The organism is Microbacterium sp. LMI1-1-1.1 (assembly GCF_040815675.1).
Lineage (GTDB): Bacteria > Actinomycetota > Actinomycetes > Actinomycetales > Microbacteriaceae > Microbacterium.
In genome coordinates this window covers 485,431-501,626 of the sequence record NZ_JBFPNN010000008.1, presented here as the reverse complement: position 1 = coordinate 501,626, position 16,196 = coordinate 485,431, and the positions used below count along the sequence as shown (strand labels likewise).

General features: G+C 72.2%; 9 protein-coding genes. 3 read left to right on the top strand and 6 right to left on the bottom strand.

Annotated features, from left to right (window positions below):
• The 3 genes from MRBLMI1_RS11845 to MRBLMI1_RS11835 all read left to right on the top strand — a co-directional run bounded on the left by MRBLMI1_RS11845 (position 1) and on the right by MRBLMI1_RS11835 (position 8,264).
• Positions 1-2,322 carry a glycoside hydrolase family 3 N-terminal domain-containing protein gene (locus MRBLMI1_RS11845; protein ID WP_367733054.1) on the top strand — a complete coding sequence of 774 codons (2,322 nt, stop codon included), beginning with the start codon at positions 1-3 and terminating at the stop codon, positions 2,320-2,322.
• A 644-nt stretch (positions 2,323-2,966) separates the two neighbouring features.
• A complete protein-coding gene (locus tag MRBLMI1_RS11840) occupies positions 2,967-4,502 on the top strand; it encodes a deoxyguanosinetriphosphate triphosphohydrolase family protein (RefSeq protein WP_367733052.1) in 1,536 nt (511 codons plus the stop codon).
• An 876-nt stretch (positions 4,503-5,378) separates the two neighbouring features.
• Positions 5,379-8,264 (top strand): immunoglobulin-like domain-containing protein, encoded by a 2,886-nt coding sequence (locus MRBLMI1_RS11835; protein ID WP_367733050.1) that lies wholly within the window; start codon positions 5,379-5,381, stop codon positions 8,262-8,264.
• 317 nt (positions 8,265-8,581) lie between these two features.
• Here MRBLMI1_RS11835 and araA read toward each other — a convergent pair whose 3' ends face one another.
• Genes araA through MRBLMI1_RS11805 form a run of 6 tightly spaced genes read right to left on the bottom strand, consistent with a single transcriptional unit; the run spans position 8,582 to position 16,155 of the window.
• Positions 8,582-10,093: an L-arabinose isomerase gene (gene araA, locus MRBLMI1_RS11830; protein WP_367733048.1), complete on the bottom strand. Its 1,512-nt coding sequence runs from the start codon at positions 10,091-10,093 to the stop codon at positions 8,582-8,584.
• A gap of 42 nt (positions 10,094-10,135) precedes the next feature.
• On the bottom strand, positions 10,136-11,743 hold the full coding sequence (locus MRBLMI1_RS11825) for a xylulokinase (protein ID WP_367733046.1): 1,608 nt from the start codon (positions 11,741-11,743) through the stop codon (positions 10,136-10,138).
• Positions 11,740-12,501 (bottom strand): L-ribulose-5-phosphate 4-epimerase, encoded by a 762-nt coding sequence (locus MRBLMI1_RS11820; RefSeq protein WP_367733040.1) that lies wholly within the window; start codon positions 12,499-12,501, stop codon positions 11,740-11,742. The genes MRBLMI1_RS11825 and MRBLMI1_RS11820 overlap by 4 nt, the downstream gene beginning before the upstream one ends.
• Positions 12,498-13,550, bottom strand: coding sequence for an ABC transporter permease (locus MRBLMI1_RS11815; protein ID WP_367733039.1), 1,053 nt, complete (start codon positions 13,548-13,550; stop codon positions 12,498-12,500). The genes MRBLMI1_RS11820 and MRBLMI1_RS11815 overlap by 4 nt, the downstream gene beginning before the upstream one ends.
• Positions 13,547-14,584 carry an ABC transporter permease gene (locus tag MRBLMI1_RS11810; protein ID WP_367733036.1) on the bottom strand — a complete coding sequence of 346 codons (1,038 nt, stop codon included), beginning with the start codon at positions 14,582-14,584 and terminating at the stop codon, positions 13,547-13,549. The genes MRBLMI1_RS11815 and MRBLMI1_RS11810 overlap by 4 nt, the downstream gene beginning before the upstream one ends.
• Positions 14,584-16,155: a sugar ABC transporter ATP-binding protein gene (locus tag MRBLMI1_RS11805; RefSeq protein WP_367733033.1), complete on the bottom strand. Its 1,572-nt coding sequence runs from the start codon at positions 16,153-16,155 to the stop codon at positions 14,584-14,586. Before MRBLMI1_RS11805 ends, MRBLMI1_RS11810 begins: the two co-directional genes overlap by 1 nt.
• Positions 16,156-16,196: the final 41 nt, after the last annotated feature.

Below are 16,196 nucleotides of genomic sequence, written 5' to 3'. Positions count from 1 at the left end.
ATGACCATCCACACCACCGACGTCGGCGCTGCCCTCGGCCCGGGGACCTCCGACCGCGTGCGAGCGCTCCTCGCCGACATGACCCTCGACGAGAAGCTCGCGCAGCTCGTCGGCTACTGGGTCGATCAGGGCGACGAGGTCGTCGCGCCGCTGGCCGGCGAGAAGGTCACCACCACGGCCTACGCGGACGCGACCGTGCACGGGCTGGGCCACCTCACCCGCGTCTACGGCACCCGCCCCGTCGACCCGGTCGAGCGCGCCGCGTGGCTGTGGGGCGAGCAGCGGCGGCTCGTCACCGAGACGCGCCTGGGCATCCCCGCGCTCGTCCATGAGGAGTGCCTCACCGGCTTCGCCGCGTGGCAGGCCGCCACCTTCCCCACCCCGCTCGCCTGGGGCGCGTCGTTCGACCCGGATGCCGTCGAGCTCATGGCATCCACGATCGGGCGCTCCATGCGCGAGCTCGGGGTCCATCAGGGCCTCGCGCCCGTGCTCGACGTGATCCGCGACCCCCGCTGGGGACGCGTCGACGAGTGCATCGCCGAGGACCCGTACGTCGTCGGCACGATCGGCACGGCCTACGTCCGCGGACTGCAGGCGGCCGGCGTGCACGCCACCCTCAAGCACTTCGTGGGCTACTCGGCCTCGCGCGCCGGGCGCAACCACGCCCCGGTCAGCGCCGGACCGCGCGAGCTGCAGGACGTGTTCCTGCCGCCGTTCGAGATGGCCGTCCGCGACGGCGGCGTCCGCAGCGTCATGAACTCGTACACCGAGATCGACGGCGTCCCCGTCGCCTCGTCCGGGGACCTCCTCACCGACCTGCTCCGGCGCCGCTGGGGATTCGACGGGACCGTCGTGTCCGACTACTACGCGGTCGAGTTCCTGCGCTCCATGCACGGCGTCGCCGGCTCGCTCGGCGAGGCCGCGCAGCTCGCCCTCGAGGCCGGCATCGACGTCGAGCTCCCCGGCGCGGACGCCTACCCGCACCTCGTCGAGCGGGTGGCATCCGGCGCCCTCCCGGAGGCCGTCGTCGACCGGGCCGTCGCCCGCGTGCTGGCCGAGAAGGAGGACCTGGGACTCCTGGATGCCGCCTTCGACGACGCCCCGACCACCGTCGACCTCGACGACCCCGAGCACCGGGCCCTCGCGCGGCGGATCGCGGAGGAGTCCGTCGTCCTGCTCCGCAACGACGGCGACCTGCTCCCCCTCGCCCCGTCGACGCGGATCGCCGTCATCGGCCCGAACGCCGACAGCGCCGAGGCGCTGATGGGCTGCTACTCCTTCGCGAACCACGTGCTCGCGCACCACCCCGGCACCCCGCTCGGCTTCGACATCCCGACGGTGCGGGCGGCGCTGTCCGCCCGCTTCGCGGACACCGCGTTCGCGGAGGGATGCGGAGTGGAGGGGACGGATGCCACGGGCATCGACGCCGCGGCATCCCTCGCCCGTGACGCCGACGTCGCGATCGTCGTCGTCGGCGACCGGGCCGGCCTCTTCGGCCGCGGCACCGTCGGCGAGGGGAACGACGCCGACTCGCTCGAGCTGCCCGGCGTGCAGCGGCAGCTCGTCGAGGCCGTCGTCGCCACCGGCACCCCGGTGGTGCTCGTGCTGCTGACCGGACGCCCGTACGCGCTCGGCTGGGCGCTCGACGGCGCGGAGGGTCCCGCCGCGGTGCTGCAGGCGTTCTTCCCCGGCGAGGAGGGCGGGCCGGCTCTCGCCGCCCTCGTGACCGGGGATGCCACCCCCTCCGGGCGTCTGCCCGTCTCGCTGCCGCGCGCGGCCGGGGCTCAGCCGTACTCGTACCTCCACCCGATCCTCGGCGGACCGTCCGGCGTGACGAGCACCGACCCGACGCCGGTGCGGCCGTTCGGGTTCGGCCTGTCGTACACGACGTTCGCGCGCGCGGGCTTGGCGGTCGACGGGGTTCCCGCCGGGACGGACGCCGAGGTGCGGGCGGGCGACGCGTTCGCCGTGTCCGCCCGGGTGACCAACACGGGTGCCGTGCGCGGCGCGGACGTCGTGCAGGTGTACGCGCACCGCCCGGTCGCGAGCGTCACCCGGCCCGTCGTGCAACTGCTGGCCTACGCCCGCGTCGAGCTCGACCCGGGTGAGAGCGCGGAGGTGCGGTTCACCGTGCCCGCGTCGCGCCTGGCCTACAGCGACCGTTCGCTCCGCCGGGTCGTGGAGCCCGGCGAGGTGGAGGTGCGCGTCGGCGCGTCGTGCGCCGACGTCGATGCCGCCGCGACGCTGCGCATCACCGGCCCGACGTACGAGCTGACCGCCGACGATGCGCGCGTCGTCGACGTGGAGGTGCGGCGGGGCTGAGGCGGCGGCCCGGGCCTCGGTCCGGGCCTCGCCGGGGTGGGCCCCGCCGGTCCGGGCCTCGTCGAACTCCGGAATTCTGCCGGGGCGGGGTGCTCCGGTCCGGGCCTCGCCGGGGCGGGGTGCTCCGGTCCGGGCCTCGCCGAACTCCGGAGTTCTGCCGGGGCGGCGTGCCTCGGTCCGGGCCTCGCCGGGGCGGGCCGCCGGTCCGGGCCTCGCCGAACTCCGGAGTTCTGCCGGGCCCGGTGTGGCGGGCTCCGGAAGAACAGCGGCGACGCCTGCCACGGCAGCCCTTCTGGTCGCGGTGAGCGCGGGTTCTCCGGAGTTCGGCCCGCCGTGACCCCGTGGCCCCCTCCCCCGGGCCTTACCCCGCAAATCTCAGGAGTTCGGCGAGGGCGCCTGCGGGCTGCGGCCCCAGCCGCCGGGGCCGGACGTCGCAGATCTCAGGAGTTCGGCGAGGGCGCCTGCGGGCTGCAGCCCCGGCCGCCGACGCCGGACGTCGCAGATCTCAGGAGTTCGGCGCGCGGGCCCACGGCCGCCGGCGACTGCGCGCGGCGTCCCGCGGAGACGCGCCCCGGCACGGAGCACCGGCCGGAACCCGCGGGCGGGTTAGCGTGGTCCGACACCACCGCCGCGAGAGGACCGGGATGACCCTGCACCACGAGACATCGCCCTCGACGGAGCCGCGGGAGGGCGGCATCCCGGATCCCGCCGCCGCCCGCGTCTACGAGGATCGCGACGACGTCCCGGGAGACCCGTGGTCGATCGATCTGGAGCGCATCCAGTTCTCTCCCTACTTCTCGCGGCTGTCGGCCGTGACGCAGGTGGTGTCGCCGTCCATCTCGGGCGCGCCCGTGCACAACCGCCTCACGCACACCCTCAAGGTCAGCGCGATCGCCCGCGTCGTGGCCCTGCAGCTGAACACGCGGGCACGCGACGCGGGCGCGGCGGACGTCTGCAACGCCACCGTGGTCGAAGCGGCGGCCTACGCCCACGACCTCGGTCACCCGCCGTTCGGCCATCTGGGCGAGATGACGCTGAACCGTCTCGCCCGCACCGAGCTGGGCCTCGCGGACGGCTTCGAGGGCAACGCGCAGACCTACCGCATCCTCACCGCCCTCGACGTCATCGAGACCGCGCCCCGCGGGCTGAACCTCACCGCGGCCGTGCGGGCGGCGTCGGCGAAGTACCCCTGGGCACCGTCGGCGTCGGCGAGCGAGATCGAGCGGAACGGGCCACCCCGTGGCATCCGTCGTGAGCCCGACGGCGCCTACCGGGTGCACAAGTACTCCGCCTACGACCTCGACCTCGAGGACCTCGACGCCGCCCGGGGAGGAGTGGATGCCGAGCCCCTGCGCCAGAGCATCGAGGGCGCCGTGATGGACCTGGCCGACGACATCGCGTACTCGGTGCACGACGTCGACGACTTCTATCGGGCCGGCATCCTAGATCACGCCCCCATCGCGGCGGAGTTCCGCGGGTGGCTCGACGACGTGCTCGAGTGGCGGGAGCGCGACGACGCCGAGGTGCGCGCCGAGCTCGCGCCGGGCGCCGGATTGGAGCGCCTCCGCCGCAAGATGCGCCGCGACGACCCGTGGATCGCCGACGACGAGGCCTTCCTCGCCGCGGTGAGCGACGTGGATGCCGAGATGGTGACCGACCTGCTCGCCCGGCCGTTCGACGGCTCGCTCACCGCCGAGCGCCGGCTCGCCGCCTTCACCGACCGGTGGATCCGCCGCTTCCAGGAGTCCGCACGGCTGCGGCCGGTCGACACCCCGCGGGCGGGTCCGGTCGTGCTGTCGCCGTGGGCGTGGCATCACGTCGAGGTCCTGAAGTTCGTCCACAAGCGGTTCGTGCTCAGCCGTCCCGACCTCGCCGTCCAGCAGCGCGGGATGAGCCGGATCCTCGCGCGGTCGGTGCGCGCGCTCGGCGAGTGGCTCGACGACGACCTCGACCGCGCCCGCACCCCGCGGCGCCTGCGGGAGCTCATCGCGCTCGCCCGCGAGCAGTACGCCACGCTGCCGGCCGAGCGGCGCCCCACCGACGGGGAGGCCGACGCGCTCGCCCGGTCGCGCGGGATCGTCGACTACGTCGCGTCGCTGACCGACGCGCAGGCGTTCGCGCTGTCCGAGGCGATCTCGGGCCGCGCGGACCGGCTGTGGGCGCTGGGGCAGCGGCTGTAGGGGGCGTGGGCGCGCGGGGTGGTCCGGCGTTCGCGTCGCCGCGTCGACGTGAGTGGCCCCGGGGCCACACAGCGCGCCCCGGGGCCACGCACGGTCGACGGCTCAACGCCGCGGGCCGGGTCCCGTGCGTCGCCGTTCGCGTCGCCGCTTCGACGTGAGTGGCCCCGGGGCCACACAGCGCGCCCCGGGGCCACGCACGGTCGACCGCTCGACGCCGCGGGCCGGGCCGCGTGCGTCGCCGGGGTGCGTCGCCGTTCGCGTCGCCGCGTCGATGCCGCCCCGAACGCGGTTCGCGTCGCCGCTTCGACGTGAGTGGCCCCGGGGCCAGACAGCGAGCCCCGGGGCCACGCACGGTCGACGGCTCGACGTCGCGGGCCGGGCCGCGTGCGTCGCCGTGCGCGTCGTCGCGTCGACGCCGCCCCAAACGCGGGCTCGGGGCGCGAGTGGGGCGCGTCATGTGCAGCGGGGCGAGCATCGACCGCCCCGGTGCACGGCGAGCGCCCCGATCCCGGCGCCCCGCAGCCGGTGCACGGCGAGCGCCCCGATCCCGGCGCCCCGCAGCCGGTGCACGGCCGCCGCCCCGTGCCCCGCGACACCCCGCGGAGGCCCGCGCAGCGCGCTGCGTTTTCCGTCCGGACCAGGTCCGCTCGTCCTTGACACGTCCCTCGCGCGCGCCCTACCGTGAAGTCACCGGTTGTTCCCGGTAACAACACAGCCCCTCGACCGCAGCCGCGGTCACCGAAGACCGCGATGACGCGTGTTCTCCGGCGCTCGAGACGTCGCCGTCCGGGCGCGAAGATGCCGCATCGCGTCGACCGAGAGCAAGGACGCCCGCCAATGCGCACGCGCACACGTTCACCCCTGTGGAGAAGAGGTGTGGCCGCTGCGGCCGCGCTGACGCTCACGATGACCGGCCTGGGAGCGGCGACCACCGCCGCACAGGCCGCGACCGGCCCGCAGCCGCTCCTCCACTACTCCTTCGACGCCATCGCCGGCGCCACGGTCTCCGACGTCAGCGGCAACGGCTACAACGCCACCCTCCGGCAGAACGGCGGCTCCGTCACCGGCGGCAGCCTGTCGCTCCCGGGCGGCGCGGCGAACACCGCGGCCTACCTCGACATCCCCACTGCGGGCCTCGTCGGCAAGAAGGACCTCACCATCTCGACGTGGCTGTCCCCCCGTTCGGGCAACGGCAACGTCGCCGCGGCCTTCATCGGTGCACCCGTGGCATCCGGCGCCTCCTTCTCGTCCGGCTACTGGCTGCTCAACCCCGCCAACCCCAGCGGCTACGTCAAGTCCGTCGTCACGAACAGCGTCAACGCGGGTGCCCCGTGGGGCACCGAGGTCGGCCCGGGCGCGACGAACACCGCCACCGCCGGCGCCCGCACCCCCGCCGGCCTGAGCCTCTACACGACCGTCATCAGCGGCACCACCGGCCAGCTGAGCGTCTACATCAACGGCACGCGCATCGCGCAGAACGCCATCAGCCGCGACGTCGCCTCCTTCGGTCAGAGCCTGGTCTCGTACCTCGGACGCTCCACCTACAACGACCCCGGCTGGAACGGCCTCGTCGACGACTTCGCCATCTATTCGTCGGCCCTCACCGAGAGCGACGTGAAGGCCCTCTACAACGCCCAGGCGCTCGACCGCGCCGTGGCCGGCGTGACCGTCCCGACGAACGCGACGGCGAACTTCACCGTCCCGACGACCAGCGCCGGGGCCACCGTCTCGTGGGCGTCCGACAACGCGGCGATCTCCGTCGACGGCAGCACCGCCACCGTGACCCGCCCGGCCGCCGGCGCGGGCGACGCCTCGGTCACTCTGACGGCGACGTTCACCGTCGGCTCCGACACCCGCACCCAGACCTACCGCGTGACGGTGCCGCAGCAGCTCACCGACGCCGAGAAGGTGTCGCGCGACCTCGCTGCGCTGTCCATCCGCAACCTCGACAACATCCGCGGCAACTTCTCGGTGTCCACCGCGGGCGCGCAGGGTTCCACGATCACCTGGGCGGTCACCGCCGGATCGGCCAATGCCGCGCTGCGCGACGGCGTTCGCGCGGACTCGCGCACCGTCGAGGTCAAGCGTCCGGCCGCGGGCTCCCCCGCCGCCGAGGTGCAGCTGACCGCCACCGCCGTCAGCGGCGGCGCGACCTCGAGCCGCACGTTCGCCGCACGCATCCAGCCGATGCCCGGCGCGTCGGACGAGACGGAGGCGTACTTCTGGACGTTCTTCACCGGCGAGGGTCAGGGCGCCGAGCGCGTCAGCATCGCGGCATCCAAGGGCAACGACGCGCTCACGTGGAACACCCTCAACCAGGGCCAGCCGATCTTCACCTCGACCGTCGGCACGCAGGGTCTGCGCGACCCGTTCATCATCCGCGCCCCGCACGGCGACAAGTTCTACATGATCGCCACCGACCTCAAGGTCGACGGTCTGGCGGGCGGCTTCACCACCGCGCAGATCTCCGGCTCGACGTACATCGAGGTGTGGGAGTCGGACGACCTGGTGACCTGGTCCGAGCAGCGGCACGTCAAGGTGTCCTCGGACTTCGCGGGCAACACCTGGGCGCCCGAGGCGTACTGGGACGAGGAGCTCGACACCTTCGTCGTGTTCTGGGCGTCCAACCTGTACCCGACCACGAACGTGGCCGACCGGACCGGCGTCACCTACAACCGCATGATGTACGCCACGACCGACGACTTCGTGACCTTCTCGGACGCGAAGATCTGGAGCGACGTGCGCCGTGGCAACGGTCTGGGCCTCATCGACTCGACCGTGGCGAAGAAGGACGGCGTCTACCACCGCTTCACCAAGGACGAGGCGAGCATGACGATCCGCCACGAGAAGTCCACGGACCTCACCGCCACCATCACCGGCACCCTCCCCGGCACCACCGGCGCCGCGGACCAGTGGACCCTCGTCGAGGAGCGCGTCGCCAGCGGCCTGCCCAACGGCGAGCCCGGCGGCACGTACTCCAGCGGTGAGGGCGCGAACATCTTCGCGGCCAACGAGGGCGACGTGAACAACCTCGACTGGTTCCTCTTCATCGACCAGCCGAACTACCACGGCGGCCCGAACCACTACGTCCCGTTCGGCACGAACGACCTCGACCGGGCCGGCACGTGGCAGGCGCTCGGCGGCAAGCTCCGTCAGGGCCTGCCGCAGAACGCCGACGGCGGCAAGCCCCGTCACGGCACGGTCATCCCGGTAACCCGCGCCGAGTACCAGAAGGTGCTCGAGGCCTACGCGCCGAACATCGCGGTGAAGACCGTGGATGCCATCGACGTGACCACCGACGCCGGCACCGCCCCGGTGCTCCCCCAGGCTCGCCTGACCAAGGCCGACGGCTCGGTGCAGACCGTCGACGTGGCGTGGGAGGCCGTGGATGCCGCGAAGTACTCCACCGCGGGGACGTTCACGGTCGCCGGTGTCGCGCAGGACGACTCGCGGATGCCGGTGGAGGCCACCGTCACCGTCCGTCCCGTCGTCAAGGTGCAGCTCTCGGCCGAGGCGCGCTGCGTCGCCGGCAAGGCGCAGCTGGTGCTCCGGGCCGTCAACGGCGGCGACACCGCGGCATCCCTGACGCTCTCGAGCGCCTACGGCTCGAAGTCGGTCACCGTCGCCGCCGGAGCGACCACCTCGGCCACTTTCACCACGCGCGCCGCCACGGTGCCCGCGGGTGAGGCCAAGGCCGCCGTCACGCAGGGCTCGGCGACTGCGACGGTCACCGCCGCCTACGCCGCCCGCACCTGCGGCTGATCCCGCACCCGCTGCCGTGAGGCGGCGCGAGAGGCCCCGGTGGTCCGCCACCGGGGCCTCTTCGCGCGTTCGCACACGCACCCGGGTGGCCCCGGGGCGCCGCAGAGGACCCCGGGGCCACCCCGATGCACCGCACCCCGGCACAGCACCACCGGCACAGCACCCGGGCACAGCACCACGGGCACGGCACCCCCGGCACAGCACCACCGGCGCTCCCCGGCTGCGGCGCAGGAACGATGAGGCACGCCCCGCCGGAGGCAGCAGAACGCCCTCCCCGCGCCGGTGACGGGCGGGGAGGGCGTTCGGGATGCCGTGGGTTACAGGCCCTGGGCGAGGCGGTAGTACGCCTGGTTCCAGCGCAGCTCGCTCTGGAAGCCGCGGACCGTGGTGTCCTCGTCGATGACGACGAGCTCGGTCTTGGCGATCTCGGCGAAGTCGCGGAACACCTCGATGCCCACGGCCGTCGTCATGACGGTGTGGTGGGCGGCACCGGCGGCGAGCCAGCATCCGGCCGAGGTGGCGAAGTCCGGCGCGGGCTTCCACACCGCGCGGCCCACGGGCAGCTTCGGCAGGTCGGGGGCGTCGACGTTCTCGACGACGTTGGCGACGAGGCGGAAGCGGTCGCGCATGTCGCTCATCGCCACGACGAGCGCGGGGCCCGCGTCGGCGGTGAAGACCAGGCGCACGGGGTCGTCCTTGCCGCCGATGCCGAGCTCGTGGATCTCCAGGCGCGGCTTCTTCGAGGTGAGCGACGGGGACACCTCGAGCATGTGGGCGCCGAGGATGCGCTCCTGTCCGGGGACGAGGTCGTAGGTGTAGTCCTCCATCAGGGACGCGCCGCCGGGCAGGCCCGAGCCCATGACGTTCGCCACGCGCACGAGGATCGCGGTCTTCCAGTCGCCCTCGGCGCCGAAGCCGTATCCCTCGGCCATCAGGCGCTGCACCGCGAGACCGGGCAGCTGCTTCAGCGCGCCGAGGTCCTCGAACGACGTGGTGAAGGCGCCGAAGCCGCCCTCCTCGAGGAAGGACCGGAGGCCCAGCTCGATGGCCGCACCGTCGCGCAGCGACTGGTGGCGTGCGCCGCCGGGCAGCAGCTCGTCCACGACGTCGTAGCTGTCGACGTACTCCTGCACGAGCGCGTCGACATCGGCATCCGACGCCTTCTCGACGGCCTCGACGAGCTCGTTGACGCCCCACGTGTTGACCTGCACGCCGAAGCGGAGCTCGGCCTCGGTCTTGTCGCCCTCGGTGACGGCGACGAAGCGCATGTTGTCGCCGAATCGGGCGAGCTTGAGGGTGCGGGCGGCGGTCCAGCCGGCGGCGGCGCGCTCCCAGTCCTCGATCTGCTGACGCACGGCGGGGTTCGACACGTGGCCGACGACGGTCTTCCGCGCCACGCCGAGGCGCGTCTGGATGTACCCGAACTCGCGGTCGCCGTGGGCGGCCTGGTTCAGGTTCATGAAGTCGAAGTCGATGTCGTTCCAGGGCAGTTCGACATTGGCCTGCGTGTGCAGGTGCAGCAGCGGCTTCTGCAGGGCGTCGAGACCGGAGATCCACATCTTCGCGGGGCTGAAGGTGTGCATCCAGGCGATCACGCCGATGACGTCGTCACGGCCGTTGATCTCGAGAGCCATGCGGCGGATGCTGTCGGAGTCCTTCAGCACGGGCTTCCAGACGACCTTCACGGGCAGGCCGTTCAGGCCGTCCACGACGGCCTGCGACTGCTCGGCGACCTGCTTCAGCGTCTCCTCGCCGTAGAGGTTCTGGCTGCCGGTGACGAACCAGACCTCGTAGGCGTCGAGCGACGTGGACAGGGGGGTGCGGGTCATGCGGGTCTTCCTTTTGGGTGTGGGCGAGGCGGCGGGCCCGGGTCAGGGCGTCGCCGAGATGGCGGCGTGCTCGATGGCGAGCCCGGCGCGGTATCGGGTGAGGTAGGCGGCGAAACCGGGGACGTCCTCGGGGTCGGGATCGATCGAGTCGAACTCCGTCTGCGCGAAGACGCGGTCGGTGAGGAAGCGGTCGATCGGCCCCCCGGCCGGGTCCGCGGCGAACGCTGCGAGCACGGCGATCCCCCACGCGCCGCCCTCGGAGGCCGTGGCGGCGACGGCGACGGGGGCGTCCAGCGCCCCGGCGAGGAAGCGCTGAGCGACGCCCGCGGTGCGGAACACGCCGCCGTGGGCGTACATGCGGTCCAGCTCGACGCCCTCCTCGGCGAGCACGCGCATGCCGAGCGCGAGCGTGCCGAAGACGCCGTACAGCTGCGCGCGCATGAAGTTCGCCAGCGTGAGGCGGCTGTCGGGGGTCCGGACGACGAGCGGCCGCCCCTCGGAGAGGCCCGCGATGGGCTCGCCCGCCAGGTGGTTGTAGGCCAGCAGTCCGCCCGCGTCGGGGGAACCGTCCAGCGACTCCACGAACAGCGCCTCGAACACCTCGTCCGGGTGCAGCGTCCCCCCTGCGATGGCGGCGAACCGCTCGAACAGGCCCACCCACGCGGCGAGCTCGCTCGCGCCGTTGTTGCAGTGCACCATGGCGACGAGGTCGCCGGCGGGGGTGGTCACGAGGTCGAGCTCCTCGTGCGCACGGCGGAGCGGCCCCTCGAGCACGACCATCGCGAAGATGCTCGTGCCGGCGCTGACGTTGCCGGTGCGCGGGGCGACGGAGTTCGTCGCGACCATGCCCGTGCCGGCGTCGCCCTCGGGCGGGCAGAACAGCACGCCGGGGCGCAGGGTCCCCGACGGGTCCAGCAGCGCCGCACCCTCGGGCGTCAGCTCTCCGGCGGGCTCGCCCGCGACGAGGACGTCGGGGAGCAGGCCGCGCAGCTCCAGGCCCGGTGCCCGCTCGGCCACGAGCCGGTCGAACTTCGCCATCATGTCGGCGTCGTAGTCTCGGGTGGCGACGTCGATGGGGAACATGCCCGAGGCATCCCCGATCCCGAGCACCCGGCGGCCGGTGAGCCTCTCGTGGACGTAGCCGGCCAGCGTGGTGAAGGAGTGCAGGTCGGGGATGTGGTCCTCTTCGTCCAGCACCGCCTGGTAAAGGTGGGCGATCGACCACCGCAGCGGGATGTTCGTGCCGAGCAGCTCCGACAGCACGCCCGCGGCGCGCTCGGTCGAGGTGTTGCGCCACGTGCGGAAGGGCACGAGCAGCTCCCCCTCGGCGTCGAACGCGAGGTAGCCGTGCATCATGGCGGACACGCCCGCCGCGGCCAGCGTCTCGATCGACGTGCCGTGGGCGCTGCGCACCTCGGCGGCGAGCGCCGCGTAGGCGGCCTGCACGCCGGTCCAGACGTCCTCGAGCGCGTACGTCCAGTTGCCCTGGCGGTAGCGGTTCTCCCACGCGTGCGACCCGGTCGCGAGCACGCGGGAGGGGTCGTCGGCGTCCACGAGGCACGCCTTGATGCGGGTGGAGCCGAGCTCGATGCCCAGAGCTGCGCGTCCGGTCGCGATGACGTCGGCGGCCGGGAGGATCGCCGCGCTCACCGGCGGGCGTCCGTGTTCTGTCCGTAGACGTTCTGGTAGCGGTTGTAGAGGTGGTCGATCCGGTCCTGCGGGATCGGGATCAGCGGACCCGCCTCCCGCGCCAGGTGCACCGACCGCGCGGCATCCTCGCACATGACGGCGGCCTTGACGGCGTCCTTCGCCGAGACGCCGATCGTGAACGGACCGTGGTTCTGCATGAGCACCGCGCGCGAGCGGTGGCCGCGCAGCGTCTCGACGATGCCGCGGCCGATGGAGTCGTCGCCGATCACCGCGAAGGGGCCGATCGGGATCGGCCCGCCGAACTCGTCCGCCATCCCGGTGATGACGCAGGGGATCTCCTCGCCGCGCGCGGCCCACGCGACCGCGTAGGTCGAGTGCGTGTGGACGACGCCGCCGACCTCGGGCATGTTGCGGTACACGTAGGCGTGCGCGGCGGTGTCGCTGGAGGGGCTGCGGTCGCTGCCGGGCGTCCCGGGGACGACCTCGCCGTCCAGGTCGCACAGGATCATGTTCGACGGCGAGAGGTCGTCGTACGAGACCCCCGAGGGCTTGATCACGAACAGGTCCGCCCCGGGCACACGGCCCGAGACGTTCCCGCCGGTCCACACCACCAGGTTGTAGCGCACGAGTTCGGCGTGCAGACGGGCGACGTCCTGGCGGACACGATCGATGGATGCCTCGATCTCGGGCGTGAAGTCAGCAAGGGACGCTGCCACGGTGTTCTCCTTGTGGGGGTGCGGGTCGACGACGATGCTCATTTTCGTCGCCGCGCGGTGAGCACGCGCTGCAACAGGACGAACGCGAGCAGGATACCGCCGGTGATGATGGTCAGGTACTCGGGACGGATGCCGCCGTCCTTGGTGATGATCATGGCCAGGGCCGCCAGGACGAGCGAGCCGACGACCGATCCGAGCACGTAGCCCGCGCCGCCCGTCAGGAGCGTCCCGCCGATGACGACGGCGGCGATGGCATCCAGCTCCCATCCGATGCCGGTGACGTTCTGCGCCTTGCCGCCCACCTCGGCGGTGTAGACGACCGCCGCGAGGCCGGCGAGGGCGCCGCTGAGGACGTAGATCAGCACGCGCGTGCGGGCGACCGGCAGACCCATGAGCTGGGCGGAGTTCTCGGCGCCGCCGATGCCGTAGACGGTGCGGCCCGTGCGCGTGCGGTGCAGCAGCACGAAGGCGCCGACGACGACGAGCACGGCGACGAAGAAGCCGGGGGTGAGGACGAAGTCGTTCACCTTCGGTCCGTCGATGATCTTCCAGTCGGTCGCCAGCACGAGGATCGGAGCCCCCTCGGGCGCCTGCACCGGGACGGTCGACAGGATCGACGCCAGACCGCGGGCGAGGAACATCATCGCCAGCGTGGCGATGAACGGCTGCACGTTGAAGTACTGGATCAGCACGCCCGAGACGAGGCCGAACAGGGCCCCGAAGCCGATCATGAGGATGACCGCGACCCAGCCGTTCACGCCGTTGTTCATGAGCATCACGCCCGACACCGAGGTGAAGGCGACGACCGCGCCGACCGAGAGGTCGATGCCGCCCGAGAGGATGACGATGGTCATCCCCACCGCCAGGATGATCGTCGGCGCGAAGCTGACGAGGAGGCTCGAGATCGTGCCGGCGTGGAAGACGCGGCCGTACGCGAGCTCGGCGTAGACGAGCATGGCCACGAGCAGCAGGACCGCGGCGAGGGTCGGGATGACGGACTGGCTGCGACCCCACATGCGGGAGATCGCCAGGCCCCGGACCGGGACCTCGGTGCCGTGCGAGGGCGACGGGGGTGAGACGGTCGTGCTCATGCGACGACCTCCTTCCGGGTACGACGGCGTCCGGCCTGGAGGACGACGGTCCTCACCCGCTCGGACTGCAGCAGGACGAGCAGCACGATGACGATGGCCTTGAAGGCCGGGGTCGCCGCGGCGGAGACCCCCAGGAACAGCACGGTCTTGTTCAGCGTCGCGATCAGCAGCGCGCCGACCGTCGATCCGAGGATGGAGAACTTGCCACCGGCGAGCGAGGTGCCGCCGATGACGACCGCCAGGATGGCATCCAGCTCCATCTGGTAACCGGTGCCCGACACGTCCACCGTCATGACCTCCGACACGGTGAACAGCCCGCCGCCCGCGGCGAGGACGCCGGAGAGGACGTAGACCGTGATGAGGATGGGGCGGGGGCGGATGCCGGCGAGCCGACTCGCGTCCGGGTTCACGCCGATCGACTCGATCATCAGGCCCAGCGCGGTGCGCCGCATGATGACCGTGACGACCACGACGATGGCGATGGCGATCACGAAGCTGATCGGCAGCCCCAGCACCTGGCCGTTGGCGATCTGCTGGAACGGCTGGTTCTGCGAGTTGGTGTTCTGTCCGCCCGTGATGACGCGGGCGATGCCGCGGGCCGCGAGCATCATGACCAGCGTGCTGATGAACGGCTGCAGGCCGACGATCGAGACCAGGAGGCCGTTGACCAGTCCGAGCACGGCGCCGAGGAGCAGGGCCAGGCCGATCGCGGTGAACATGGCGCCGAACGAGCTGGGGGCGTTCAGCGCCCGCAGGAGCTCCATCGCCGCGGCCCCGCCGACGGCCATGATCGAGCCGACGGAGAGATCGATGCCCTTCGTGGCGATGACGAACGTCATCCCGAGGGCGATCATGATGATCGGTGCCGAGACGCGGAGGATGTCGAGCAGGTTGCCGGCGAGCTGGCCCGTCGCCGGGTTGATGCCGACGGCGAGGTAGGTCGGGTCCTTGATGACGTTCAGGGACAGCAGCAGGACGATGCCGATGATGCCCCAGAACCACGGGGTGCGCAGCAGCGACTTCAGAGCGGGCATCAGCGGGTCTCTCCTTCGGCGAGGGCCTCGGCCTGGGCCTCTGCCTCTTCTTCGGACTCGGCCGCGATGATCGACACCACGCGCTCCGCGGTGACGTCGGGGCCGTTGACGACCTCGCCGACCTTCTCGTGGTCCTTCATGATGACGATGCGCTCGGACAGGCGGACGACCTCTTCGAGCTCGGACGAGATGAACACGACGCTCATGCCCGCCTCGGCGAGCTCGGCGACGGTCTCCTGGATGTCGGCCTTCGCGCCGACGTCGATGCCGCGGGTGGGCTCGTCGAGCAGCAGCAGCTCCGGGTCGGTCGCGAGCCAGCGGCCGAGGAGCACCTTCTGCTGGTTGCCGCCGGACAGCAGGCGGATGGGCCGGTCGGGGTCGTTCGGCCGCACGCTGAAACGCTCCATGTAGGTGGAGACGAGCTGGTCGACCTCGCGCGCCGGGATGCGGCGCAGCCAGCCGCGCTTGGCCTGCAGCGCCAGCATGATGTTCTCGCGGATGCTCAGGTCGCCGATGATGCCGTCGTCGCGGCGATTCTCGGTCGAGTAGGCGATGTGGTTGCCGAGGCCCGACACCGGCGAGGTGACGTTGACCTTCTTGCCCTTGAGGCGCACGGTGCCCGAGTCGGCGCGGTCCGCGCCGGCGATGAGGCGGGCGAGCTCGGTGCGGCCGGAGCCCAGGAGCCCGGCGAACCCGACGACCTCGCCCTTGTGGATCTCGATGTCGGTCGGCGCCAGGGCGCCGGCGCGGCCGAGGCCCTCGGCGGCGTAGACGGGGGTCGCGCTGCGATCGCGCGCGTCGACCTGCCGGTTGGACCCGAGGGCGCGGAGGGCCTCGATGTCCTTGCCGATCATCTTCGAGATGAGCTGGGTGCGGTCGAGGTCGCGCGTGAGGTACTCGCCGACGAAGCCGCCGTTGCGCAGCACCGTGATGCGGTCGCTGATGGCGTACACCTGGTCGAGGAAGTGCGAGACGAACAGGATGGCCACGCCCTGGTCGCGGAGGCGGCGCATGACCGAGAACAGGGTCTCGACCTCGGCGGCATCCAGGCTCGAGGTGGGCTCGTCGAGGATGAGCACCTTCGAGTCGGTGACCATGGCGCGGCTGATGGCGACGAGCTGCTGCAGGGCGATCGAGATCGACGAGAGCGGGGCGCGGGTGTCGAGGTGGCCGAGGCCCATGCGGGCGAGGGCGTCCTGGGCGCGGGAGTGGGTGGCGCGCCAGTTGATGCCGAGGGGGCCGCGCACCTCGTGGCCGAGCATGACGTTCTCACCGATGGTGAGGTTGGTGCAGAGGTTGACCTCCTGGTACACCGTCGAGATGCCGGCGGCCTGGGCGGAAGCGGTACCGGTGAGGCGCTTCTCCTCGCCGAAGATGAGGATCGAGCCGGAGTCGATCTGGTAGACGCCGGTCAGGGCCTTGATCAGGGTGGACTTGCCCGCCCCGTTCTCGCCCATGAGCGTGTGGACCTCTCCCGGCAGCAGTCGGAAGTTCACTTCATCGAGGGCTTTGACGCCGGGGAACGTGATCGATGCGCCGCGGACTTCGACGATCGGTAGGGATTCTGTCATCGCTGACGAACTTCCTCGTGTGTGGCGGAGCGGATGGAATG